Here is a 23919-nt window from a genome sequence, read left to right on the forward strand (position 1 = left end):
CTGATCCCCGGCCGTCGAATCCGGCGGCCGGGGATTATCGGCTGTGGTAGGCGGTGGCGTTGGGGCCGGTAGCGAAGCAGCGTTCGATGGCAGCCAAGGTATCGGTGATCGTCTGCTCGCGCGTGATCGCGTCGATGCCGGCCCGGTCGAGCACCAGCGACGCCAGGCCGTGCACGGTGGACCACGCGGCCATTTCGGCATTCGGCCGATGCGTCGGATCGGTGAACCCGACCTCGACCAGCTCGTCGAGCAACTCCGACAGCAGGTCGAAGGCAGGTGAGTCGCGCTCTTCGTCATCGGCGGTGTCGCAGAAGGCAGTTCGGAACAGCCCCGGCTCGCTCATCGCGAATGCGATGTATCCGCGCCCGGCGGCGTTGAGCCGGGTGACTCCGTGCGTCCCCGGCTCGAGCGTGGCCAGTGCCGCCGACATGGCTCCGAAAAGGCTGCGCTGCGCCTGCTCCTTGGCCACACGCAATAGCTGCCCATGATTGGTGAAATGCCGATAGGCCGCGGTCGGTGTAACCCCCACGCGCCGCGCGGCCGCCCGCACGGTCACCGCTGATGGCCCACCGCGCCCCGCCAGTTCGACCGCGGCCCGCACAAGAGCGCTACGCAGATCCCCGAAATGATAAGAACCCTTGCGACCATTGCGCTTCACCGCAGACCCCAAATCAGCCACCCCGACGATGTTGGCAGCTGAACACATCGCATGACAACCAAACCTGCCCGAATTGAGTGGTCGAGTGTGCCGGTCGGTGAGACGTCCTGCGCGACAGCCCCGGCGTCACACAGTGGACGTTCGGCGGCTCGCAACGTGTCAGCGCAATCTGGCAAACTCGGTGGAATGGGATTTCGTGATTTCATGGCACGAAGTCGGGGGAGGATCCGATCCTGGCTTCGCGTGCGCACAATGCTCCGGATCGCGGCGGTGGCCGCCGCACTGGCCACCATCATCGGCCTGAGCTCGATCATCTGGATTCGGTACGCGGCCAGCGATTATGCATACTCGCTCGACACCGTTCCCGCCGCGGAGGTGGCGTTGATTCCCGGCGCGCAGGTCTACGCGAGCGGTCAGCCCTCCCCATATCTCGCGGCCCGACTCGACCTCGGCCGCAGGCTACTGGAAACCGGGAAGGTCAGGGCACTGCTGCTCACCGGCGACAACGGCCGCCCGACCTACGACGAACCCACCGCCATGCGTAGCTATCTCGTGAGCAAAGGCGTGCCCGCCAACAAAATCGCACTCGACTACGCCGGATTCAGCACCTACGAATCCTGCGCCCGCGCCCACGAGATCTTCGGCGTCCGACAGGCCATCGTCGTCACCCAGGACTTCAGTCTCCCCCGCACCATCGCCCTGTGCCGCGACGCAGGCATCGACGCCACCGGAATCGGCGACGACACCCAACCCCACAACCTCACCTACAACAAGTGCTGGCTCCGCGACCAACTAGCCGCCACCAAGGCCGCATTCGACATGCTCACACACCCATCCCCGAAATTCCTCGGCAATCAAGAATCCACAGTCCGCGACGCCATCAACGCCATACCCCAGTAGCCGATTGCGCCGCTACCCTGAATCTCCGACCGAGAATTGACGACGAACCTCAGCGATTGTCGACGAAAGCCTTTGCGGCACACCGACTGTCGCAAGCACCGACTGGCCACGTCGCTCGCCGGGTAGGCCGCGACCGAGTTGGTTGCGAACGATCGGTGTCGCAGGCCTCCGACGACGCGTGCCGGGCGGTGTACGCCCGTCGATACGTGCCACGACGACCAGGGGTGGGCGACTGACTCAATAGTTACATGTTGGCAACATCGCGTCTGTTCCGCTGAAGCCGACCCGTCGACGACCAACTGCGGGAATTCGACGTCGCCATTCTCGTCCAGGGCGGTGCTTCTCCAGCTACTGGAGGCCGGTTCATGGCTGTTCAGGGCCATTTCCTCGGTCATGACCAGCGATCATCGGTCAGCGCTGTCGAAATGTTGGCCAAGATGATGTTGCGACGGTAGGGGAACCCGCCCTATCGGATGCGTCCGATTGCTACCATCTAGCAATCATCCAGTGGTGGGGCCCCGCGGTTGGAGAGGCGGATTGCAATGGTTCCCAGGTGGTGTCGATGGGCTGGGGCGGTGGCCATGCTGGCTGCGGCAACCGTGGCATGTTCCTCGAGTAAGGATGAGAAACCGGCGTCACAGGCGTGGACCAGCGCCGTGACGACGAGCCAGGTGTCGGACACCGGAAAGTTCTTGGTCAGGTACGACCGTGCGATGGCTTCCGACCTGGCCAAGGACGGCAAGAAGATCGCCCAGGACAACAAGGTCATCGACGACCTTGCCGAGGCTCTGGGGAATGTGTACAAGGTGCCCAAGGATATTCCGGTCGTCGGCAAAGAATGCGGTGAATTCAACGCTTACTGGGACCCGAAGCAGCAGGCGATCGTCCTCTGTTACGAGATGTTCGGAATCGCCGAGAAATATGCCAAGGGGCGGTCGGGGAACAGTACCGAGTTCTTCAACGTGTACTTCGACGGCGTAACGCGCATGATCACCCTCCATGAGTCCGCACACATGGCGATCAGCCTGTATTCGCTGCCCACGACGGGACGCGAGGAGGACGCTGCAGACCAACTCGGCGCCCTGATCCTGTTGACCGCCCCCGGCGTCGGCGGCCTCGGTGGGTTGGGCGCGGCTGCGGACTTCTGGTTCGATGTCTCCGACGATCCGGCAAGCCTCGATGCGCGTTCCTTCGCCGATGAGCATTCGCTTTCTCAGGTACGCGCCTACAACCTGGAGTGCTGGCTATACGGTGCCGCGCCCGACCGACTCGCGGCTCTGGTGCAACAACCGGGCCAGCAGGAGGAAACCGGGCTCCTGCCGCCTCAGCGTGCCGCCGCGTGTCCCGACGAATACAACAGAATGCGAGCCTCGTGGGAGACCCTGCTGAAGCCCTATATCAAGATCAACCTCGGTCTCCCCGCCACCGCTACCGCGACTACCTCCGCCCATGCGACCCCTTATACGACGACCACTCCGACGCGGTAGCAGAATCGTCGGAGCGGTCCATTCCGGCGCAGGTCCTGCCCGGTTCACCGACAACACGATCGCCGAAGTTCCTCCTGCCGTGCATATTTGGGTCGAACACGACTCCGACCGGCCGAGGTGACAAATAGTCCGTCGACGAAAGCGGTTGCGGCGCAGCGACCGTCGCCAGCAGCGACGGCCATCTCGCTGCGCCGGACAGGCTGCCGCCGGGAGCTGGTCGCGGTGCGCGGTGCTGTCCTGTTCGGTTGGTGTGCGGCCGTTTAGCTACAGGGTGGCAACATTGTGCCCGTCCATCGAGGCGAGCGTGTCAACTATCAGCTACTCGTTCAAATCGGCGCTTCTCGAGCTGTTGGATGCCGATTCATGGCTGTTCAGAGCCATCTATTCGGCTATGGCTAGCAATCGCCGGTCATGGTGGTCGCTGCGGCGATCAAGACGATGTCGCGAGCGTAAGAGAAACCCGCCATGCTTCGCGCACGCGATTGCTACCATCTAGCAATCATGCAGTGGTGGGGTCCTGCGGTTTGGAGAGGCGGATTGCCATGGTTCCCAGGTGGTGTCGATGGGCTGGTGCGGTGGCCATGCTGGCGGCGGCGACCGCAGCATGTTCGTCGAATAAGGATGAGAAACCGGCGTCATCGGGGACGACCAGCGTTGCGACGACGAGCCAGGTCGCCGACACCGGAAAGTTCGTGGTCAAGTACGACCGTGCGATGATGTCCGATCTGGCCAAGACCGGCAAGCAGGTCACTCAGGACAACAAGGTCATCGAGGAAATCGCCGAGGCGCTGGGGTCGGTATACAAGCTGCCCAAGGATATTCCTGTCGTCGGCACGGAATGCGGTGATTTCAACGCCTTCTGGGACCCGACGAAGCAGTCGATCGTCCTCTGTTACGAGATGTTCGGAGTCGCCGACAGCTATGCGAAGGCGCAGTCCGAGGGACGTCCCGACTACTACAACTTGTACTTCGACGGCGTAACGCGCATGATCACCTTCCACGAGTCCGCACACATGGCGATCAATATTTATTCGCTGCCCACAACAGGTCGCGAGGAGGATTCGGCAGACCAGCTCGGCGCCCTGCTGCAGTTGACCAAGCCCGGCTACGGCGACGCTGCTGGCGTGGCCGCGGCGGCGGACTTCTGGTTCGACATCTCCGACAACCCGGCGGCCCTCAATGCCCGTACCTTCGCCGATGAGCACTCGCTCTCCCAGGTACGTGCCTACAACCTGTTGTGCTGGGATTACGGTGCCGTACCCGACAAGCTCTCGGTGCTTGTGGCACAACCGGGTCAGCCGGAGGAAAAGGGGCGCCTGCCTTATCAGCGTGCCGCCGGGTGTCCCGACGAATACACCAAAATGCGGGCGTCGTGGGAGACCCTTCTGAAGCCCTATATCAAGGTCGAACTCGGCATTCCCGCCAGTGGCAGCAGCAGCACCAGCGCGCATGCGACGCCTTCGACCACAACCACCCCTACGCGGTAGCACGAATCATCGCGGCAGGTGCTCGACGCATTCCAGCGCAGAATCTGATTCACCGATAACACCGGCCTCGCGACGCCGTCCGCCCAACGACAGGCGGGCGGGGTGGCGGCGCCATTCTTTTATGAGGTCGCCGGTGGCGCCCCCCGCCGTCGGCTCAGCGGCGTCTCCGGCCGTTCAGACAGCGCCGACTTCGTTGTAATCGCTTGTCGATAATTCGCCGAAACCGGGCGATGGCCGCTGGTGCCTCGAGGGGACGAACAGCTTGGTGACCGCGGTGGATCTGCTCGTATCCACCGCTATTTTCGCACTGAATCTGCTCCGGAAACGCTCCTGCGTCACAACCCGGAGGGGGCGGATACCGATCACCGAGGGTGTGAGCTTTCCTCCCCCTCGGGTGCCTATTTTCGGCTGCCATAAGCCCAGACCATGGATCACGAGCCAGTGATATTTGGAAGTCCCGACGCGGATTCCTTCATCACCATTCAGCGACAGACACCCATGGAAGGCAAACGATGAATCAGCTGGACCAGGACCCTGGTTTCCGCGACGCCATGAATCAGCTGGGCGATATTTTCGCCTCCGACAACATGCCGGTCGATCAGACGCCGCAGGCACTGGTGGATTTGACGCCGGGGGAGCCGGTGGATTTGACGCCGGGAGAGCCGGCGGATTTGACGCCGGGAGAGCCGGCGGATTTGACGCCAGGGGAGCCGGTGGATTTGACGCCAGGGGAGCCGGTGGATTTGACGCCGGGGGAGCCGGTGGATTTGACGACAGGGGAGCCGGTGGATCAGTCGACATGCGACATGACTGACGACGTCTTCGGCGAATTCGACGACAGCTATGACGTCAACTGGGCCGACTATGACGTCAACTGGGACGACGCGGCGAGCGGTGACGCGACCCAGTGGGACGGGAGCTTCGGTAGCGAATTCGATGATGCGGGCGAGGCCATCGGAGACGCGGCGGCCGATTTCGGCGATGCCGTCGCTGATGCTTTCGACGCCTTCTGAGCGCAGGACAGATCAACCAACCGACAGGCAGGTCCTTCGGGCCTGCCGATCGGAGGACAGCACCAGGTGAACAAGCCAGCTGCCGAGAACGGCCGCAGCACGGTCGGCGTCGTTACGGCCTTGCTCGATCCGCTGACTCGGCTCGCCCGGTCGGCGGACCGGCATGACCTATTCGGCACCCTCGATGCCGTGCGGCGCCGGTCCGCCGACAATTCCGTCCGGGTCGTCTTTGTCGGGTTGCGCCAGCAGGGTAAGAGCCAGCTGATCAACGCCCTGCTGGGCAAGGAGGTCTGTGCGGTCGGTGATCGCCGGGCCACCTCGGTGGTCACGGTGGTCCGGCAGGCGGCCGAACCGGCCGCGAGGTTGGTCATCGAAAAGTCCGCGGGTTTCGAAACAGTTCCATTGCCACTCGACGAATTGCAGTCGGACCTGGCGAATTCGCCACGCGCACAAGGCCGCCAGGTGGCACGCGCGGAGATCGGCGTGGATGTCGCGGCTCTTGCTACCGGTCTGGCCCTGGTCGACACTCCCGGTGTCGGCGGCACCGGCCAGCGGCACGCGGCGCGCGTACTGAACGAGGTGGCGCAGGCCGACGCCGTTGTCATCGTCGGCGATGCCAGCCAAGAGTTCACCGAACCCGAATTCCGGTTCGTGCAGCAGGTGATCGGCCTGAGCCCCACGGCCGTCATCGCATTGACCAAAATCGACCTCTACCCCGAATGGCGCCGGATCGCGGACGCCGACCGGCGCCATCTCGCGAATGCCGGGGTGGACTGTCGGATCATTCCGATGTCGTCGACGCTGCGCAGCCACGCGCTGCGCCTCAATGACAAGGAACTCAACGCCGAATCCGGCTATCCCGAGCTGTTTCGGTTTCTCCGCTGCGAGGTCCTCGCAGATATCGGAACCAAGCGGCGGGTACGCATGGCGTGCGATCTCGAGTCGGTAGCGCAGCACCTGACAGTGCCGTTCGAAGCGGAACTGAATGCGTTGCGTGACCCGACCTTCCACCAGCGCATGGCCGAGGAGCTGAAGGCCGAGAAGGAAATATCGAACGCGCGGATCAAGTCGGCGAAGTCCTGGCAGCATGTGCTGAACGACGGTGTCACGGACCTCAATTCCGCAATCGAGTATGACCTTCGGGAACGGCTGCGCAGCATCGGCAAGTACATCGAATCCGAATTGGCGGACGGCGATCCGGACAAGAAATGGCCGGTGCTGACCGGGTGGGTGCAGGAACAGGTGAGCGGCGCGGTCGGCGATAATTTCGTCGAGGCGTTCCGGTCCGCCCAGGCGCTGGCCGAGCGGGTGGCGGCGTCGTTCGCCGATGACGGCGCGCGCATTGATCTTCCAGCGCTCAATGCCATTTGCGAGGGCGACCTCATCGATCCCGAACTGCAGGTCGGCGAGCTGAGAGATGCGAAGAATTCGTTTGCGGACAAGGGCTTGACTGCGGTGCGCGGTGGTTACAGCGGCGCGATGATGATCGGCATGGGCGCGACCATGCTCGGCGCGGCGCTGATGAATCCGATCACGATCGGAGCCGGTGTCGCGCTCGGTGTGAAGGCCTATCAGCAGGACCGGGCTGGACGACTCGCACGCCGCCGCAACGAAGCCCAGATCACGCTGCGAAAGTACCTCGACGACGTCTCCTTCCAGGTGCACAAGCTCTCCCGCGACCGCCTCCGGAATGTGCAGCGCGAGCTGCGCGATCACTTCAGGGAAGCTGCCGATCAGGCGTTGGCGTCGCTGCAGGGTTCGATGAAGGCGGCGCAGGAGGCTGCCAACCTGGAGGTCGCCGCGCGGGAAAAGCGTGCCGCCGAGGTCGAGAAGAAGTTGGCCGTGCTGGCCCGGGTTCGCGACAGCGTCGGCAGGTTGCAGACCGCGCAGGCGAGCGGCGCCGGTCAACTGGCCAGTGCCGCACGAACGCAGCCGTAACTTCACCTTGGGTGAATGAACCCCACCCCCTTCGGGGGTCCGCCTCAGCACTTGGGGAGCTGGCCCGCGATCCGGCCGTGGACGAGATTGATATGCGCAGGTAAGAGCAACCAACCGAGAGGGAGTACATGTCCGGAAGTCTTGGCATCAAGATCGGCACAACCGGTTTCGCTGCCGCTGCCGTGGCGGCGGAGGCACGGGCCGGGGGTTCCGGACGGTGTGCCCCGCGGCTCGAGACGACCCAGCACCAAGCGACGTTGATCATGACGCCGGGCACAGCGCCGACACTCGCTCGCCTCGGCAGCGGCGCCCGTCCGATGCAGTCGGGACTTGCGATCACCGGGTTCGTCGACCGCGTCGGTGATCCGATCGACCTCATCGCCGCTGACGGGTCCGCCCATCGGCCGGAAGATCTGGTCGCCGGCGCGGTCCACTACCTGACACGGTATTCGGCCGGTGCGTTCACCGGGGCACCCGCGATCGCGGCGACTTATCCCAGCCACTGGAAGTCGCACGACCGGCAGGCGTTGCGCGAGGCGCTCGATCGGATGGATATGACGGGTGTGCACCTCGTGGACGAGGTCGGATCGATTCTCGCCCGAGTCGACGAGACACGTGGCCTGCCACCGGACAGCACCGTTGTGGTGTACGACCTCGGCGGCAATGGCCTCAGCATCTCGCTGGCCCGCGGCACCGAGCGGATCGGCACAACCGTTCGAAGCGCGGAATTCGGTGGTTCGTCTATCGACTACGCGATCTTTCGGCACGTGCTCAGTGGACTGGATGGGGAACTCGGCGATATCGATCTCGGGGATCCCGCATTGGTTGCGCCGCTGAGCGAATTGCGTCTGCGCTGCCGACAGGCCAAGGAGACGCTCTCCGCGGAGACTGTCGCGGTGGTCGAGGTGGAACTGGGAAGTGTCCGTCACGAGGTGCGCATCGTCCGTTCCGAACTAGAGGAGTTGATCAGGGAGCCCGTCGTCGGTTCGACCGGACTTATCCGAGAAGCTTTGCGCGCCAACGATATCGATGTTGGTGATGTGCGAGCAGTGGTGCTCGCCGGTGGTGCGGCAGCGACCCCGCTGGTCGCCGAGGTATTGTCCGCGGAGTTCCATGTGCCGGTAATCGGAGAAACCGATTCCGCCCTCACCTCGGCGCACGGCGCCGCTCTGATTGCGTCTTCCTCGGTGAGCGCCGCCGAATCGGCGCCGCCGCAGTCCGTGCCGGAACCGGAACCGACTACTGCACCGGAAGCGCCGGAACCGGATCCTTACGCAGGCATGGTCGAGAGCGAGCCGCCGTTGGTCGTTGCCCCGAAGTCGGTGTCTGTGCAGGGCGGCGGAGGTGGCGAAAAGGTCGGCAGTCGGCGCAAGCGAGCACTGCTCGGCGCGGCGGTGATAGTCGCCATTGCCGCGGCGATTGTCGGAGTTGTTGCGATCGTCATGCCGAACACCCTGACGCAACCCGACCCGAAGCCGGAGCCGAAGCCCGCAGTGAGCGAACAGGTTTCGGTTCCACCGACACCGTCCGCCACCCCGATCCCGTACCCCACCAGGCGTGTTTCATAGCTGACCGGAGTTGTGCCGCAACTCGCTGAGGACACCTTCGGCACTGCGTGCCGCCACCAGACAAGCACTGGCCGTGAACTGATCCGCGAGCGGATGTTCGGCACGGGATCGCCATCGGCTGATTTCCGCCAATGCGACGTCTTGGCCGACGCCCGCGATCGCGAACGGCTCGATTCCGAGACGTTCGGCCGGTCCTGTCCCCTGACCGCCGATTACGCGCTGGAGGTCGGTGAGTTCGTCTTCGGACAGCGCCGTCTTGGTGGAGCGGAGTCGGCTGAGCAGCCGGAGTTCATGGAAGCCGTGCATATTCGCGAGTAGCGTCGCGACTTCTCGGATAAGCGGTGCGGTCGACGGGGCCGGATAGGTATCGAATATCTGCATCAGCATCAGCAGAGCGGTATGCGCCTTTAATTCGTCCGCACGCTGACCGAATTGAATATCGATCACCCGCTCGAGTTCACCGATGCCGCTGCGCGCGATCAGTTCTTCGGCCAGCGTCGGCGAATCGCCGGTTCCGGCCCGCAATCGACTCAGTGTCATACGAATTCCGAACAGCCCCAAACGTCTGACGAGATGCTGTCGTGTCGAGGTATCGATCGGCAGCTGATCGGCTCGCTGGAATCGATCCGCCGAGAGCATGGCCAATTCCAGATCTGCCGGTGCGACCTGCGCGAGCTGGCGCAGGGCCACGAACTCGCTCTGTCGAAGCGTCTTCGCGGCGAAGGCGAGCAGACCCGCGACCGGCACGGCCGCCTGACAGAGCCCCGTCAGCTCCAGCTCACGCGTGAAGTCTTTGGCCGCCGCGCGGGCCGAATGCATGGCGTCCGGGCGGCCCGCACCGAGTTCGTCGGCCCGCGACACCACGCCGACAATGCCGAGCGGACCGGCGCTGCCGCCGACATGCGCACCGATCTGACGAATCAGTGCGAGGTCGGAATCGTCGAGCGAACGGAACAGATAGACCACCCCATCGGCTCCGGCGGATCCGGTGTCCGGAGTCAGCAGCCGCAGCGTGCGCGCCGACACCTCGGTCGACAGCGAGGTGGTCCCGGGTGTGTCGATGATCGTGGTGCGCGCCAGGCGACCTACGGGCCAGTCCACATCTATTTGCTCGACCCGGTCCGCCGAAAGGCTGCCCAGGTCGAATGTCAGACCGCCTTCGGCTCGCTGGACCGGAACATTCGCCGACCGGCCATCCGCGAGCCGGGCGGTGACCGCGGGCGTAGCGCCGTGTCGGTACCACGTGACGACGCGAGTGCATTCGGTGGCGTCGGTCGGCGCGATGTCTTGGCCGACGAGCGCGTTGAGCAGGGTCGACTTTCCCGCTTTGACGGCCCCGGCCAACGCTATCCGCAGCGGTTCGCGCAGTCGTTGCGCACCCGCTTCGAGCCGATCGGTGACCGCGCGGTTACCGAAGTAGACGCGGTGCGCTGCCTCGAGGATTCTGTCCACCTTGGCGATCGGCGCGCTCATATCGGCGCCCGGATCAACTGTTCCAGCTGCGTCGAAACGTCGCCCAGCAGGGTTGTGTCCATACCGAATATCATTGCGCCGCGGAATCCGCGACGCAGGCCTATGCTGCCTTTGGCGAGTTGCCCGTCGGTAGCGAGCCGGTTGATCGTGCCAGGTTGATTGCGATCGGTGAGCTGACGGGGGCGACGAATCGCCCATCGGCCCGGAAGTTCCGCGGACCTATTCGGCTTCGAGGCCGCGCTCGGCAGCTGCTTCGTGATAGGCGGCGGTCAGTTCCGCGAGCACTCCATCGGTAGGTATCGACGCTCCGGCCAGGTGGGTGGCGCGCAGTTCGGCCATGAATCGCTCCCAGAGCGGGGGACCGCCGGCGGCCAGCAGTTCGGCGCGCACGGTCAGTTCCGGCGTTGTGTCCAACCAGGATGCGCCCCAGGCGCCCAGCTGGGCCATGACCGGGACGAGTTGGATGCTGATTGCAGATTGCAACCAGAAAGGGTTCCGATGACACAGTTGGTCCGCGTTCAGAACTTCAATGTGTCCAGCGATGGATACGGTTCCGGGGAGAGGCAGAGCTTCGAGCGCCCGTTCGGCCACGCCGATCCGAGTGCGCTTTTCTCGTGGGCGGGCGCCACCGCGCACTGGCCGAACCGGACCGACCCCGGGGGAAGCTACGGTCTCGACGACTATTGCACTCGCGACTTCCACAACAACATCGGCGCGGAGATCATGGGGCGCAACAAATTCGGTCCGCAGCGGGGGCCATGGGAGAACTACGACTGGCAGGGATGGTGGGGGGATGAACCTCCGTTCCATACGCCGGTGTTCGTCCTCACCCATCACGTGCGGCCCGCGTTCACGCTGGGCGACACCACGTTCCACTTCCTCGATGCGTCTCCCAAGGACGCACTGGCGCAGGCATTCGAAGCCGCCGAAGGGAAGGACGTGCGGATCGGCGGCGGGGTCGCGACGGTCCGGGAGTTCCTCGAGGCCGACCTGATCGACACGATGCATATCGCCGTCTCGTCGGCCGAACTCGGTCGCGGCGAACGACTCTGGACGAGTCCCGACGAACTCGTCGACCGTTTCCATCTGGAGCGGATCCCGAGCCCGAGCGGGGTGGTGCATCACTTCTTCTGGAGAAAGTGACAGCGACTTTATGGGTGGGCCGCGCATCGGTCGGGTGCGGCGCGGCGGTGAACCGAACCGACCGATCCCCGGCCTGCTGACGAGGCGACGCTACGAGCGCGTGGCCATTCGGTCAATGTTTCTGTGAGTCAGGACTCTTCGGCGGCCTGGTGGATCGCTTCGTGGCTGGCCGGGAGTGTTCGAGGTAGGCGACGATGGCGTTGATGAGCCCGCGGCGGGCTTCGGCGAGGTCGGAATAGGTGCCCAGTTGTTTCTCGGACACCAGCCCGCGCATCGCGCCAGGGATGAGTGCCGCCATTTCGCGCACGCGCGCGGGGTCGATGTCCAAGTCGGCGAACGCCTTCTGGCAGGCGTCGTGCCAGAGCGGCTGCCAGGAGGCGAGTTCCGCGGCGGTGCGCGGGTAGAGCCGTTCGAGTTCGGCGTGGTCGCGGGGTAATGCCGCGCGCAGTGTCTCGATGGCGCGGGAATCGGTCGAGGTCAGCCCCGTGTACATCAGTTCGATAATGCCCGCGACGCGCTCACGCAAGGAGGCGGTCGGGTCGACCCGCACGGGCAGGTCACCGCGGCGCTCGGCGGTGCGGTGCAGCACCGCTGCCCACAGTCCATCGATATCGCCGAATTGGTACTTCACCACACCCCAGGTGGCGCCGATTTCCTTGGCGATTCGATTGCCCGATGCCGCACCCGGATCTCCGGTGGCCAGTGCCACGAGTGCGGCTTCGAGCATGCTCTCGCGGGTGGCGATGCCCCGCTTGTTGCTCCGCCTGCCCGTTGTACCCGCCTCGGTCATTGTGCGAATCCTAGACATCACGCCTTCCGTCTCCTGCTGTCGGGGCAATAGGCGTTCGTGCCACCGCCTGACCGCGTGCTGAGTCCCGCAAAGCCTTTGGGGCAGGACCTTTTCCAGTTTGACAGAACCCTCTTGTATAGTTTCAAAGATACTTCTACGATAAGGGTCCTCCGCCCAAGACGGATGAGAGGACTGCCGCGATGGCGAAACCGCCCTTATCGATGCGGCCGACGGGCTGGTTCCAGGTCGCGTGGTCGGCCGAGGTCGGTGTCGGTGCCGTGCACCGGATGAAGTACTTCGGCCGCGAGATGATCGCGTGGCGTTCGGCAGACGGCCGGGTCGCGGTCATGGACGCCTACTGCGAACATCTCGGTGCGCACCTAGGCTTCGGCGGGCGCGTCGAAGGGGATCGCATCGTGTGCCCGTTCCACGGTTGGGAATGGAATCAGGAGGGCCGCAATGTCTGCGTCCCGTACGAGACACACCCGAACAAGGGCAGACGCATTCGCAGCTACCCGGTCGTGGAGCGCAACGAGTCCATCTGGATCTGGCATGACGTCCATGAGCGGCGTCCCTACTTCGAGGTGCCCGACGTCTTCACCGGATTCGACGACGGGCTGAGCGCCGCCGACTACTTCCCGGCCTACCCGCAGTCCACGCTGTATCGGCAGCGGCTGGAACTGCACCCCCAATACATCATGGAAAACGGAGTGGACTTCGCCCATTTCAAGTACGTCCACAAGGTTCCGATCACCCCGACGTTCACCCGCCAGGACTTCGCCGAGCCGGTGTCGTATGTGGATTTCACGATCGCCTTCGACAACTCGACGGTGGCCGAGGAGATCAAGAGCGGCGTGCACGCCATCAATGCCGGGCTGGGCGCGGCGGTCACCAAGAGCTGGGGGATGATCGACAACCGCACGCTCTCGGCGGTCACACCCGTTGACGACGAAACCTCCGACGTCCGCTTCTCGGTATGGATCGGACGCCCGCACGGCAACGAACGCCCCGATGCGGCGGCCAAGGCCCAGCAGCTGGCTCGGGCCGTCATCGAGCAGTTCGAAGCCGACATCCACATTTGGGCCCACCAGCGCTACTCCGACCCGCCCGGCCTGTCGCAGAAGGAATTCCAGGGATTCAAGGTCCTGCGGCAGTGGGCGGCCCAGTTCTACCCCGACCCGACCGGAACCCGCATGGCGCCAGCGATCGCTCCGACGCCACGATGACGGAAGGCCCCATCAGACGTGCACAACCGAGACAAGCTTCGCGTATTCCAGGTCGCCACCGGCAATGTCGGCACCGAGATGATCAAACGCATCGGCAACCACCCTGATCTCGAACTGGTCGGACTGCACTGCTACACCCCGGAGAAGATCGGCCGCGACGCGGGTGAGATCGCTGGCCTGCCTCCGAGCGGAGTGATCGCCACCGGCTCGGTCGAGGACATCATCGCCGCCGCACCGGATGTCATGACCTTCCACGGCGTCTTCCCCGACGAGGCCCTCTACGAACGCGTCCTCGAAGCGGGCATCAATGTCGTCACCACCGCGGACTGGATCACCGGCCACCATCGCGACCAGAACCACCCGCACCCTTCGGGGAAGAAGGTCACCGAGGTGCTGCGAGCGGCGTGCGAGCGCGGCGGCTCCACCTTCTACGGAACGGGTATGAATCCCGGCCTCTGCCAGATACTGGGGATCACCCACTCTTGCGATGTCGCCGATATCGAGAATGTCACCGTTATCGAATCCGTCGACGTGTCCTGCCATCACTCGGCCGAGACCTGGATCGCCGTCGGCTACGGCCGCCCGATCGACGACCCGACCATTCCCGCGTCCTTGGAAAAGTTCACCCGCGTATTCGCCGACTCGGTGTACCTGATGGCCGACTGCTTCGGACTCGAACTCGACGATGTCGCCTTCAGCTACGAACTCGGCTCCTGCACCCGGGACGTGGATCTCGGCTGGTACGTCCTGCCCAAAGGCTCGCTGGGCGCGAACTACATCAAATACCAAGGCATCGTGGACGGCGAACCCAAGGTCGAGGCCCATCTCGAGTGGCAGATGACACCACATACGGACCCGAAGTGGAATGTGAAGGGCTGCTACATCACCAAGATCACCGGTGACCCGAGCATCTACAGCAAACACATGATCCTCCCCAAACCCGGTACCGACCTGTCCGATCCGGCAGCGTTCGCATCCATCGGGATGACCGTCACCGGATTGCCCGCTCTCAACGCGATCCGATCGGTCGTCGCCGCGCCGCCCGGCATACTCACCAGCGCCGACCTTCCCCTGCGCGGATTCGGCGGCCGCTTCAAGCAGCAATCGCGCTGAAGGGTGAAGCTGCCCTTTCGTAGACAACAACGCGCAACCTCCTGTTGGTCAAGGAGTGGTCAGGGGGTGTGAGACTCGCGGCCGCGCAGCCGACGAGTTATCGCCGTGCCGCGCGACGGATTCAGTTGTCGGAAAGTGGCCGCCGCTGTGCGATATCGGCAGTGGCGCAGGAAAAGCAGGGCTCAGAGTGCGATACCGCTCGTTTTTGCGCAGTGCGGCAATGGTGATAGCGGCGGGCGTATTCGGTACGACGCTGTCATCGACACCGTTCACACCATCCGGAGCGGCGGAGCCGGGCGTCAGTGTGCCCGATGGGGCACATACCTCGCCCGGCGGTTCACGGATCGTGAATACCCGCGTCATCGATGATCGGCATCTCGTTCTCACCGTCTTCTCGGCGGCGATGAACAGCGAATTCACGGTGGAGGTACAGCGCCCGGCCGATACCTCCGCGCCGCGTCCGGTCCTGTATCTGCTCAGCGGCGGTAGCGGCGGGAAGGGACAGGCGTCGTGGGATGGGCTGACCAGCGCAACCGACTTGTTGAACGATAAGAACGTCAATGTGGTGCAGCCTGTCGGTGGCGCCGCGTCCTACTATGCGGACTGGCGGGCGCCGGATCCTCGGCTGGGCGTCGTGAAATGGAAGACCTATCTGACCGAGGAATTGCCCCCGCTCATCGATGCCGCGCTCGGCACCAACGGGATCAATGCGATAGCGGGAGTGTCGATGTCGGGTACCTCGGTATTGCAATTGCCGATCGCGAAGCCCGGCCTGTATCGGGCGGTGGCGGCCTATAGCGGATGCGCGCAGATCGCCGATGCGGTCGGTCAAGCCTATGTCCGTCTCACCGTGGCCTACGGCGGCGGTGATGCCGCGAACATGTACGGCCCACCGGAGGATCCGATGTGGGGCGCGAACGATCCGTACCTGAATGCGGCGGGTCTGCGTGGCATCAGCCTGTATCTGTCGAGTGGGAACGGACTGCCCGGCCCCTACGACAAGGCCGGTGATCGGCATCTGGTCGGAGGCGGAGCCGCGCTGGCGAACCAGATCCTGGTCGGCGGCATCATCGAGGCCGCGGTGGAGCAGTGCACCCGCAATATGGCCACCCGGTTGGCGGATCTGGATATCCCCGCGACCGTTGAGCTGCGCCCGTACGGCACCCACTCCTGGGGCTACTGGGGTGATGAACTGAAAGCATCCTGGCCGGTGCTGGCACAGGGACTGGGATTGTAGGCATATGGGCTGATCAGCGCCATGCTCGTCGTCGAGTCGGGTACGTTGACGTCAGCCGAGTACGTGAACGGCGATGCCCTCGATAGGGAATTCGTGGCGCGGCGAACTCGGCGGGCGATCGGCAGCACGGCACCTTCTCCGAAGGAGCGGCGCTATGGATCTCAATACGATCACCGATATCGTTCGGCGACCCCCCGACCGACCGGGCGCCGCCTGGCGCGACGGCGACGCATGGCTGGCCGGGGGAACGTGGTTGTTCTCGACCGAGCAGCCGGAACTGCGGCGTCTGGTCGATCTCACCGCACTCGGCTGGGACAGCCTGGTGCCCGGTGCCGACGGCCTCGAGATCGGCGCGACATGCACCATCGCCGAGCTGAATGGCTTTGCGCCGCCGAGTGACTGGTCCGCGAGCGCGCTGTTCAGCACCTGCTGCGAGGCGTTCCTGTCCTCATTCAAGGTATGGAACGCGGCGACGGTGGGCGGCAATATCTGCATGTCGCTGCCCGCGGGCCCGATGATCACACTGACGGTCGCGCTCGAAGCCACATACACCCTGTGGGCTGCCGATGGTTCCGAGCGCACGATCGATGCCGCCGACTTCGTCATCGGCGACCACCGCAACCTTCTCGCACCCGGTGAGATCCTGCGGCGCGTCGATATCCCGGTCACCGCGCTGCGCAAGCGTTGCGCGTACCGGCGCTTCTCCCTGACGCGACTGGGCCGCTCGACGCTGTTCATGATCGCCACCCGGTCGCCGGGGACAGCGGACCTGTTGCTCACCATCACCGCGGGCACCACCCGTCCGGTGCGCTTGGCGTTCGACGGGATGCCCGACGCCGAGTCCCTGCGGCAGCGGATCGACGCCCTCCCCGATGACCTGTGGTTCAGCGATCCGAACGGCACCCCCGACCACCGAGCCCACCTGGCGAGGCACTTCGCCGAGGAGATCCGCGTCGAGCTCACCGAAGGCGGTCCCGCGTGATGTACACCGTGAACGGAGACACCTTCGAGGACGAGCCGAATCCCGGTCAATGTCTGCGCACATTCCTGCGCTCGCTCGGCATGCACGGGGTGAAAAAGGGGTGCGATGCGGGCGATTGCGGTGCCTGCACGGTGTGGCTGGACGGGCAGCCCGTGCACAGTTGCATCACGCCCGCCTTCCGCGCCGAAGGCCGTGTGGTCACAACGATCGAGGGTCTCGGTTCGCCAACGGACTTGCATCCGATGCAGCGGCAGTTCCGCGATGCTCCCGGCTTTCAGTGCGGCTTCTGCACCGCGGGCATGATCATGACCAGCGTGGCGCTCACCGCTGCCCAGAAACAAGATCTGTCGCGTGCGCTGAAGGGCAACCTCTGCCGCTGTACCGGCTACCGGGCGATCGAAGATGCGGTGCACGGTGTCGTCGGGATCGAGGTCGCACAGCCTGGTCGAGTCATCGGCACCAGCGTCGGCGCTCCGGCCGGCACCGAGGTGGTGACCGGTCGCGCCGAATTCACCATGGATACCGCGATCGAGGGCATGCTGCATCTGAAGGTGCTGCGCTCGCCGCATGCCCATGCCCGCATCGCCTCGATCGATACCGCCGCGGCACTCGCGGTTCCAGGTGTGCATCGCGTGTACACCTGGGAGGACGTGCCGCGCAAGCGGTTCACGACCGCGATCCACACCGATCACCTGGTCGATCCCAGCGACACCTACATCCTCGACAATGTGGTGCGCTTCGTCGGTCAGCGGGTAGTCGCGGTGGTGGCCGATACCGTCGGGGCGGCGGAGGCGGGTTGTCGCGCGGTGATCGTCGAATACGACGTGCTGCCCGCGGTTTTCGATCCGGAAGCGGCGATGGCCGATGGCGCGCCCCAGCTGCACGGCTCGCACGACCCCTTCGTGCGGGATCCCGAGCACAATATTCTGCTCGAGATCCACGGGCATATCGGTGATGTCGAGGCGGGATTCGCCGAGGCCGATGTGATCCACGAGGGCACGTATTCCTCACCGCGCGTTCAGCACGCGCATCTCGAGACGCACGGATCGATCGCCTGGCTCGAAGACGGCCGCCTGCACGTTCGCACCAGCTCCCAATCCCCGTCCATCGCCAAGGGCAAGCTCGGCTATCTGTTCGATCTGCGTCCCGATCAGCTGCGCGTGTTCTGTCGGCGGGTCGGCGGCGCGTTCGGCGGCAAACAGGAGGTCATCACCGAGGATCTGGCCGCACTCGCCGCATTGGACACCGGCCGGCCGGTGTGTTTCGAGTTCACCCGCGAAGAGGAGTTCACGACGGCCTCGCCGCGACATCCGATGTCGATGACGGTCAAACTCGGCGCGCGCGCCGACGGCACGCTCACCGCGATCCAGGTCCGCAATGTTTCGAATACCGGCGCCTACGGAAACCACGGCGGCGAAACGCTGTTCGCCGGTGGAGCCGCCGTCGCGATCTACCGCTGCCCCATTAAGAAGTTCGACGCGTATTCGGTCTATACGAACACCGTGCCCAGCGGCGCGCTGCGCGGCTACGGCATGACCCAGCCCGCGTTCGCGATGGAATCCGCCATGCACGAGCTGGCGGTCGCACTCGATATGGATCCGCTCGAGCTGCGGCGACGCAATATCGTGCGCCCCGGTGACGCGCTCGTGGCATTCGACGATGGCCCGGACGATGTCATGTTCGGAGAGGGGGGCCTCGCGCGCTGTATCGATCTCGTCGATGGCGCGCTGCGGCGCAATACCGCCGAACCGCCACCGGGCGACGGGTGGCTCATCGGCATCGGCACCGCCAGTTCACTGCACGAGACCGCGCCACCGACCGACCACCTCTCCGAGGCCTGGCTGACCCTCGGTGACGACGGCAGCTACGAACTCGCCATCGGCACTGTCGAATTCGGCGAGGGCACCCCGACCGCACACGTGCAGATCGCGGCCGATCGGCTCGGCACCACTCCGGCACGGGTGCGTCTGGTGCAATCCGATACCGACCGAACGGGTTTCGATACCGGCGCATTCGCCAGCGCCGGACTCTTCGTCGCCGGGAACGCGGTGCTGCGGGCAGCCGACGCCCTGCGCGATCGCATCCTGTTTCTGGCGGCCGCACATTTGGGTGTCGATATCGCTTCGTGCACGTTGGGCGATACCGGGGTCATCTGCGGCGACCGCCACTTATCGCTATCGGAGCTGATCGATGTCGCACACCGGCGCGGTATTCGATTGACGGAGGCGCGCAAGGCATTCGGATCGCCGCGCAGCGTCGTCTTCAACTCCCACGGATTTCGGATCGCGGTCCACCAGGGGACGGGTGAGATCCGAATCCTCTACAGCGTGCACGCCACCGATGCCGGAGTCCTCATCAACCCGGCCCAGGTGCGGGGCCAGATCGAGGGTGGCGTGGCACAGGGCATCGGCTTCGCGCTGACCGAGAACTTCCACGTCGACGCGAACGGTGTCATGGTCAACCCGAATCTGCGCAACTACCGCATCCCGACCTACGCCGATATTCCCCGTACCGAAGTATTGACGGTCGACTCCGCCGATTCCGTCGGGGCGATGCACTCGAAAGGGATAGCGGAATGCTGCGTCAACCCGGTGGCGCCCGCGCTGGCCAATGCGCTGGAGAACGCGACGGGGATCCGATACCGCGCGCTGCCGCTGACGCCCGAGCGCATCTACCGGCGGCTCATCGCGAACGCGCCGGTTCCGACGCGAGCCGATCCGTGAGGAGAGCGCGATGGACGCCGGGAAAGGTACCGACAGTGCGGCGACGGTCATTATCGGCCAGCGCGTGCGCCCGGGTTTCGAGAAAGCGTTCAAGATCTGGCAGGAGGAGCTGAACGCGGCGGCCTCGGGGCATATCGGATTCCTCGGCGCGGAGATCGCCGCTCCCACCGCGGTGCAGCGGGAGTGGATCGTGGTCTACCGTTTCGACTCGGTCGGTCATCTACAGGACTGGATAAACAGCGCCACCCGTCAGCAATTCCTGGACCGCGGCCGGCAATATTTCGACGGTCCCGCCACCCAGCAGGTCATCAGCGGCGGCGCGCGGCCCGTCGATCCCCTCGTGACGGTCGTCGTGACCCATCGCGTTACGCCCGACAGCGTCGCGGATTTCCTTGCATGGCAAGCACATCTGAGCCAAGAGGAGGCGAAATTCGAAGGCTTCCGCGGCACCGAACTCTTCCGTCCCATCGAGGGGGTGCAGGACGAGTGGACCGCACTCTACCGCTTCGATACCGCCGCGAATCTGGCCACCTGGCTCACCTCGAAGCGGCGCCAGGAGCTGCTCGCCGAGGGCGAGAAGTTCAGCGACTTCGAATTGCGCACCATCGAGAACTCCTTCGGCAGCTGGTTCGCCTTCGACGAGAACGGGCACGACACTCCCGCCCCATCCGATACCAAGACCGCCGTCGCGGTGTGGGTCGGCCTCTACCCGACGGTCGTGCTGCTCACCCTCGCATTGTCACCGTTGCACATGCCCCTCTGGCTGGGGTTGCTCATCGGGAATCTGTTGTCCAGCTTCGTGATGAGTTTCTTGACGATGCCCCACTACGTGAACCGGCTGCTGCGGCGCTGGCTGTGGCCGCCCCCGGATGCTCCCGCCGGTAAGACGAACCGCGAGGGCATCGCCGTCGTCGCCGCCCTCATGCTGGTGTGGGTCGTCATCTTCTACGTGGTGACGACCCAGCTCTGGACACTGCCCTGACCCTGCTATCGGCCGCCGAGCGGAGCGGGTCCGGTCGGTGCGGGAACCGTGCTCATCAGTGTCGGTGTCAGGGTGGTGGCCTGTGGTTCGGCGCGGCCGAGTCCGAACTTTCGGACCTCGGTCCCAGCGCCCGCCTGCCCACTGACGAGTAGCTCCGCACCGGAGGTCGTGCTGGTGGTTCCCACCTGCACTCCGACGCCAGCAGGTCCGTCGGCGAACGGGGCGAACGAGGTGATCTCGCGGAACGCGATGGGGCTCGCATGGTGGTTCGGGCTGTCGGTGTACATCACCGGCTGTCCGTCGAGCCGCGATCCGCTCGACCACACGCGCACCGCGCCCGCGCCGCCGAGCATGCCGGTGATAATGCTCTGCGCGCCGCCCTCGGCACCGGCCACCCATCCCGTCGAGAGTGAGACACCGTTCCGGTAGCTCTCGTCGAAGGCCAGGAATTCCGAGGTCATCATCGGTTCGGCGGAATGACCGGCGTCCGGTGTGCCTTGTGCGGCGGCGGTCGGGGTGTACAGGTCATAGCGGAAGGTCTTCACCCGCGGGGCGTCTCCCGGCCCCGGGGCCGTCACAATGCTGGCCCGGCCCGAGGCGGTGTCGACGAGCCCGGCCGCGACGGTGACGCCGGTCGTCGATCCGGGATACGGCATGAAGCTCGAATACTGCTCGGGTGCCTTGCCCCGCTCACCGGGCAGGGTCGAGGAGAAGATCTTCACCTGGGATTCGATGCCGGGACCCGAGCCGACGATGATGTTGTCGGCCGACGCATTGCCATCGATACCGGCCCCCGCGACATCGACCCCGCCACGGAAGTCGGGCCCGAACGGCGCGAACCGAGCCAGTTCGGCGCTGAAGGGTGCGACGCCAGCACCGTTGTACGCCACCACTTCCGAGGCCACTCCCGCACCGGTTCCGGCCACGAGGTCGAGCACACCGTCGCCGTTGACATCGGCCATGGCAACCGTCGGTGTGCCCTCGAATGACGGGAACGGCGTGACCGTCGCGACCGGCCGGTCGCCATTGCCGTCGTAGACCCGCACGGTCGCGGGCCTGCCCGTCGAACCCGCGATCGCCACCGCATAGGTCGATACCGCGGGAATCACATTGACGAGCGCCATCAGGCCGTTGTCTTCGTGATTGAGGCGATGGCAGTGGATCACGAAGGTGCCGGTGTACTCGGTGAACCTCATGCGCAATGCCACCGAGGCGGGCACGAGCGGATTCTCGGACTCGTCGGTCACGGGCGCGGGCACATTGACGTTGTCCTCGCCCCACATCTGTACGCCGGTCCTGGAATTCGCCACCGGATCGACGATTGCCATCACCTGCATATCGTTCACGTGGATGTGCATCGGGTGCTCGTCATTGTTCAGATTCGTGATCAGCCACTCCTCGACCGATTCGAGTCGCGGCTGCAGCAGCGGGATATTCGGGAAGGTGTTGTCGTCGAACTCGTAGGTGAACGCCTTGGGATCGCTGCTGCTGGCCTTGTCATTGCCGAATCCGCCTGTGACGGTGAGCGTTCGGCGCACATCGGGCGTGCTGACCGAGGTGTCCGTGAAAGACGTGTACGCGTCGAGCTGCTGGCCGGGCACGAACGGTGTGGTCTGTCCGGTGCCCTTGTCGGGCCGCACCTGGAGCAGCTTTTGGGTGGGGAAGGTGAAGAAGCCGTCCTCGTAGCTGATGACCGCGGGGTCCACGGTGGCCGTACCCAGGACGGCGGGAGGGTTATCGGTGCCGTTATTCGTATAGAGCACACCGGGATTGGTCACCGGGCGGGCCCCTGGCATGGGGGGCATTTCGAGGACGAGATCGCCGGTCTTCGGCATCGTCACCGCGATCGCGTACCGCGACGCGGGCGGGATGACCAGCCGGGTGCCGTCGCCGTCGACCGGGAGGTGGACCTCGGGGAAGGGAACGCCGTCCTGGCCGACGATCGCGAATTTCGGATGGTTGCCCGTCGCCGTCTCGGTCAGCGTGACCGGCATGTAGGCGAAGTCGCTGATATTGGCCAGCACCCAGATCTCGGTCTGGCCCGACTTCAGCCGCAGGGCGGGCTGGAACTGCCCATTGATCGTGAACTGCACGTCACGCTGGTTGTCCGGCAGGCTTGGGTCGGCCGGGATCGCGACGGGCGGTTGGGTCGTCGGATCGCTGGTGAAGCTCTGCAGGTTGCTCGGCACGAACTGGTTCTGCCCACGATGGTTGGCGGGCGATAGCGGCCCGGTGTGCCAGTTGGTGACATACCGGGAGCCGATGGTTGTCTGCGCGAAGTTCACCGGGGCCAGACTCGGCCGGTACGTGCCGTCGGCGAGCTGTGCCCCCTCCGGTGGCCGCAGCGTGCTCACATATTGCGGCCAGTTCGGATCGTTCAACTGGTGGCCGGTGCCCTTGCGGTCGAAGACGAAGTTGTACTGCAACGCCATGGTGCGGATCGGAATGTTGTTGCGCGTGACCAGCGGCAGCTTGCCGTCGGGTCGACCGATTTCGAGTAGACCCGCCAGTCCCTTGTAGGTCTGCTGAGCCGTGACCGTGTGGCGATGGCTGTGGTACCAGTACAGGCCGTTCGGCATGCTCTTCGGCACCGCGAAGTCGTAGACATTGCCCTTGCCCGACGGGATATCGAGCAGGACGTTGTCGGCGTTCCCGCCGGGGCTCACGTGCAGCCCGTGGGTGTGCAGGTTCAGCGGCGAGGAGGTGAGGGCGGGCGGGTAGATCGGCACATCCCCACCGGCCGGAGTGAAAGCGGGGTTGTAATAGTCCCTGATCGTCAGATCGCGCAGATCGTTGTCGAAGTGCACGATCAAACGCTCGCCCGGATCGACGTGCAGTGTCGGGGCCGGATAGCCGTTGTCGCCCTTGGTCGATCCATCCGAGGCGGTTCCCCTGATGAGTTCATAACCGAAGACCAGGAAGTTCGAAACCGGTTTCGCGACCGTGTCGAGGGCAACGGTGCCCTGCTGCGCCGACAGTCGCACCTCGAGCACGCCGTCCTTGCTTGCGAGCTCGACCGGCTCCCGATAGGCGACCGGGGCGGCATCGTGGCCGGCATTGCCACCGCCCGATGGTGCGGACCGATCGGACGTGCATGCCGCGATCACCAGAGTGATCGACGCGGCGACCGCCACGACCGCGACAATTGGATTCCTGCGATGGGTGACCATGTGGGTTCCCGCTCCACGACGGCGACTGG

At 64.9% G+C, this 23919-nt stretch carries 18 protein-coding genes; 13 read left to right on the forward strand and 5 right to left on the reverse strand.

What is annotated here, in order from left to right; translation table 11 throughout:
- Positions 1–34 precede the first annotated feature (34 nt).
- Complete coding sequence (locus ACQP2D_RS18385; protein WP_433684904.1) at positions 35–679, reverse strand: TetR/AcrR family transcriptional regulator; 645 nt, start codon at positions 677–679, stop codon at positions 35–37.
- A gap of 231 nt (positions 680–910) precedes the next feature.
- On the opposite strand from ACQP2D_RS18385, the gene ACQP2D_RS18390 reads away from it, so the two are divergent.
- The 6 genes from ACQP2D_RS18390 (at position 911) to ACQP2D_RS18415 (ending at position 9051) form a co-directional block, all read left to right on the forward strand.
- Complete coding sequence (locus ACQP2D_RS18390) at positions 911–1558, forward strand: SanA/YdcF family protein (protein ID WP_433685692.1); 648 nt, start codon at positions 911–913, stop codon at positions 1556–1558.
- Between the two features lie 713 nt (positions 1559–2271).
- Entirely contained in the window at positions 2272–3045 is a 774-nt protein-coding gene (locus tag ACQP2D_RS18395) for a DUF4344 domain-containing metallopeptidase (RefSeq protein ID WP_433684905.1), read from the forward strand.
- A gap of 581 nt (positions 3046–3626) precedes the next feature.
- A complete protein-coding gene (locus tag ACQP2D_RS18400; protein WP_433685693.1) occupies positions 3627–4532 on the forward strand; it encodes a DUF4344 domain-containing metallopeptidase in 906 nt (301 codons plus the stop codon).
- 512 nt (positions 4533–5044) lie between these two features.
- Positions 5045–5545 (forward strand): hypothetical protein, encoded by a 501-nt coding sequence (locus tag ACQP2D_RS18405; RefSeq protein ID WP_433684907.1) that lies wholly within the window; start codon positions 5045–5047, stop codon positions 5543–5545.
- Positions 5546–5611: 66 nt separating this feature from the next.
- A complete protein-coding gene (locus ACQP2D_RS18410; protein WP_433684908.1) occupies positions 5612–7483 on the forward strand; it encodes a dynamin family protein in 1872 nt (623 codons plus the stop codon).
- A 128-nt stretch (positions 7484–7611) separates the two neighbouring features.
- Positions 7612–9051, forward strand: coding sequence for an Hsp70 family protein (locus tag ACQP2D_RS18415; RefSeq protein ID WP_433684909.1), 1440 nt, complete (start codon positions 7612–7614; stop codon positions 9049–9051).
- Here the strand turns inward: ACQP2D_RS18415 and ACQP2D_RS18420 are convergent.
- A complete protein-coding gene (locus ACQP2D_RS18420; protein ID WP_433684910.1) occupies positions 9046–10524 on the reverse strand; it encodes a dynamin family protein in 1479 nt (492 codons plus the stop codon). The genes ACQP2D_RS18415 and ACQP2D_RS18420 overlap by 6 nt on opposite strands.
- Before the next feature lie 219 nt (positions 10525–10743).
- Entirely contained in the window at positions 10744–11007 is a 264-nt protein-coding gene (locus ACQP2D_RS18425; RefSeq protein ID WP_433684912.1) for a hypothetical protein, read from the reverse strand.
- A 15-nt stretch (positions 11008–11022) separates the two neighbouring features.
- Between ACQP2D_RS18425 and ACQP2D_RS18430 the strand changes: the two genes are divergently transcribed.
- A complete protein-coding gene (locus ACQP2D_RS18430; protein WP_433684913.1) occupies positions 11023–11667 on the forward strand; it encodes a dihydrofolate reductase family protein in 645 nt (214 codons plus the stop codon).
- A 112-nt stretch (positions 11668–11779) separates the two neighbouring features.
- Here the strand turns inward: ACQP2D_RS18430 and ACQP2D_RS18435 are convergent, their stop codons facing one another.
- Entirely contained in the window at positions 11780–12457 is a 678-nt protein-coding gene (locus ACQP2D_RS18435) for a TetR/AcrR family transcriptional regulator (RefSeq protein ID WP_433684914.1), read from the reverse strand.
- A 200-nt stretch (positions 12458–12657) separates the two neighbouring features.
- Here ACQP2D_RS18435 and ACQP2D_RS18440 point away from each other — a divergent pair, with 200 nt between their 5' ends.
- The 6 genes from ACQP2D_RS18440 to ACQP2D_RS18465 all read left to right on the forward strand — a co-directional run bounded on the left by ACQP2D_RS18440 (position 12658) and on the right by ACQP2D_RS18465 (position 20720).
- A complete protein-coding gene (locus ACQP2D_RS18440) occupies positions 12658–13683 on the forward strand; it encodes a Rieske 2Fe-2S domain-containing protein (RefSeq protein WP_433684915.1) in 1026 nt (341 codons plus the stop codon).
- A 78-nt stretch (positions 13684–13761) separates the two neighbouring features.
- Positions 13762–14796 carry an NAD(P)H-dependent amine dehydrogenase family protein gene (locus ACQP2D_RS18445; RefSeq protein WP_433685694.1) on the forward strand — a complete coding sequence of 345 codons (1035 nt, stop codon included), beginning with the start codon at positions 13762–13764 and terminating at the stop codon, positions 14794–14796.
- A gap of 220 nt (positions 14797–15016) precedes the next feature.
- On the forward strand, positions 15017–16033 hold the full coding sequence (locus tag ACQP2D_RS18450; RefSeq protein ID WP_433685695.1) for an alpha/beta hydrolase: 1017 nt from the start codon (positions 15017–15019) through the stop codon (positions 16031–16033).
- Between the two features lie 154 nt (positions 16034–16187).
- Complete coding sequence (locus ACQP2D_RS18455) at positions 16188–17015, forward strand: FAD binding domain-containing protein (protein WP_433684916.1); 828 nt, start codon at positions 16188–16190, stop codon at positions 17013–17015.
- Positions 17012–19738, forward strand: coding sequence for a molybdopterin-dependent oxidoreductase (locus tag ACQP2D_RS18460; RefSeq protein ID WP_433684917.1), 2727 nt, complete (start codon positions 17012–17014; stop codon positions 19736–19738). Before ACQP2D_RS18455 ends, ACQP2D_RS18460 begins: the two co-directional genes overlap by 4 nt.
- Before the next feature lie 10 nt (positions 19739–19748).
- Complete coding sequence (locus ACQP2D_RS18465) at positions 19749–20720, forward strand: antibiotic biosynthesis monooxygenase (RefSeq protein ID WP_433684918.1); 972 nt, start codon at positions 19749–19751, stop codon at positions 20718–20720.
- Between the two features lie 5 nt (positions 20721–20725).
- Here ACQP2D_RS18465 and ACQP2D_RS18470 read toward each other — a convergent pair whose 3' ends face one another.
- Positions 20726–23890, reverse strand: coding sequence for a multicopper oxidase domain-containing protein (locus tag ACQP2D_RS18470; protein WP_433684919.1), 3165 nt, complete (start codon positions 23888–23890; stop codon positions 20726–20728).
- Positions 23891–23919: the final 29 nt, after the last annotated feature.

Source organism: Nocardia sp. CA-119907, assembly GCF_050955995.1.
Classification (GTDB): domain Bacteria; phylum Actinomycetota; class Actinomycetes; order Mycobacteriales; family Mycobacteriaceae; genus Nocardia.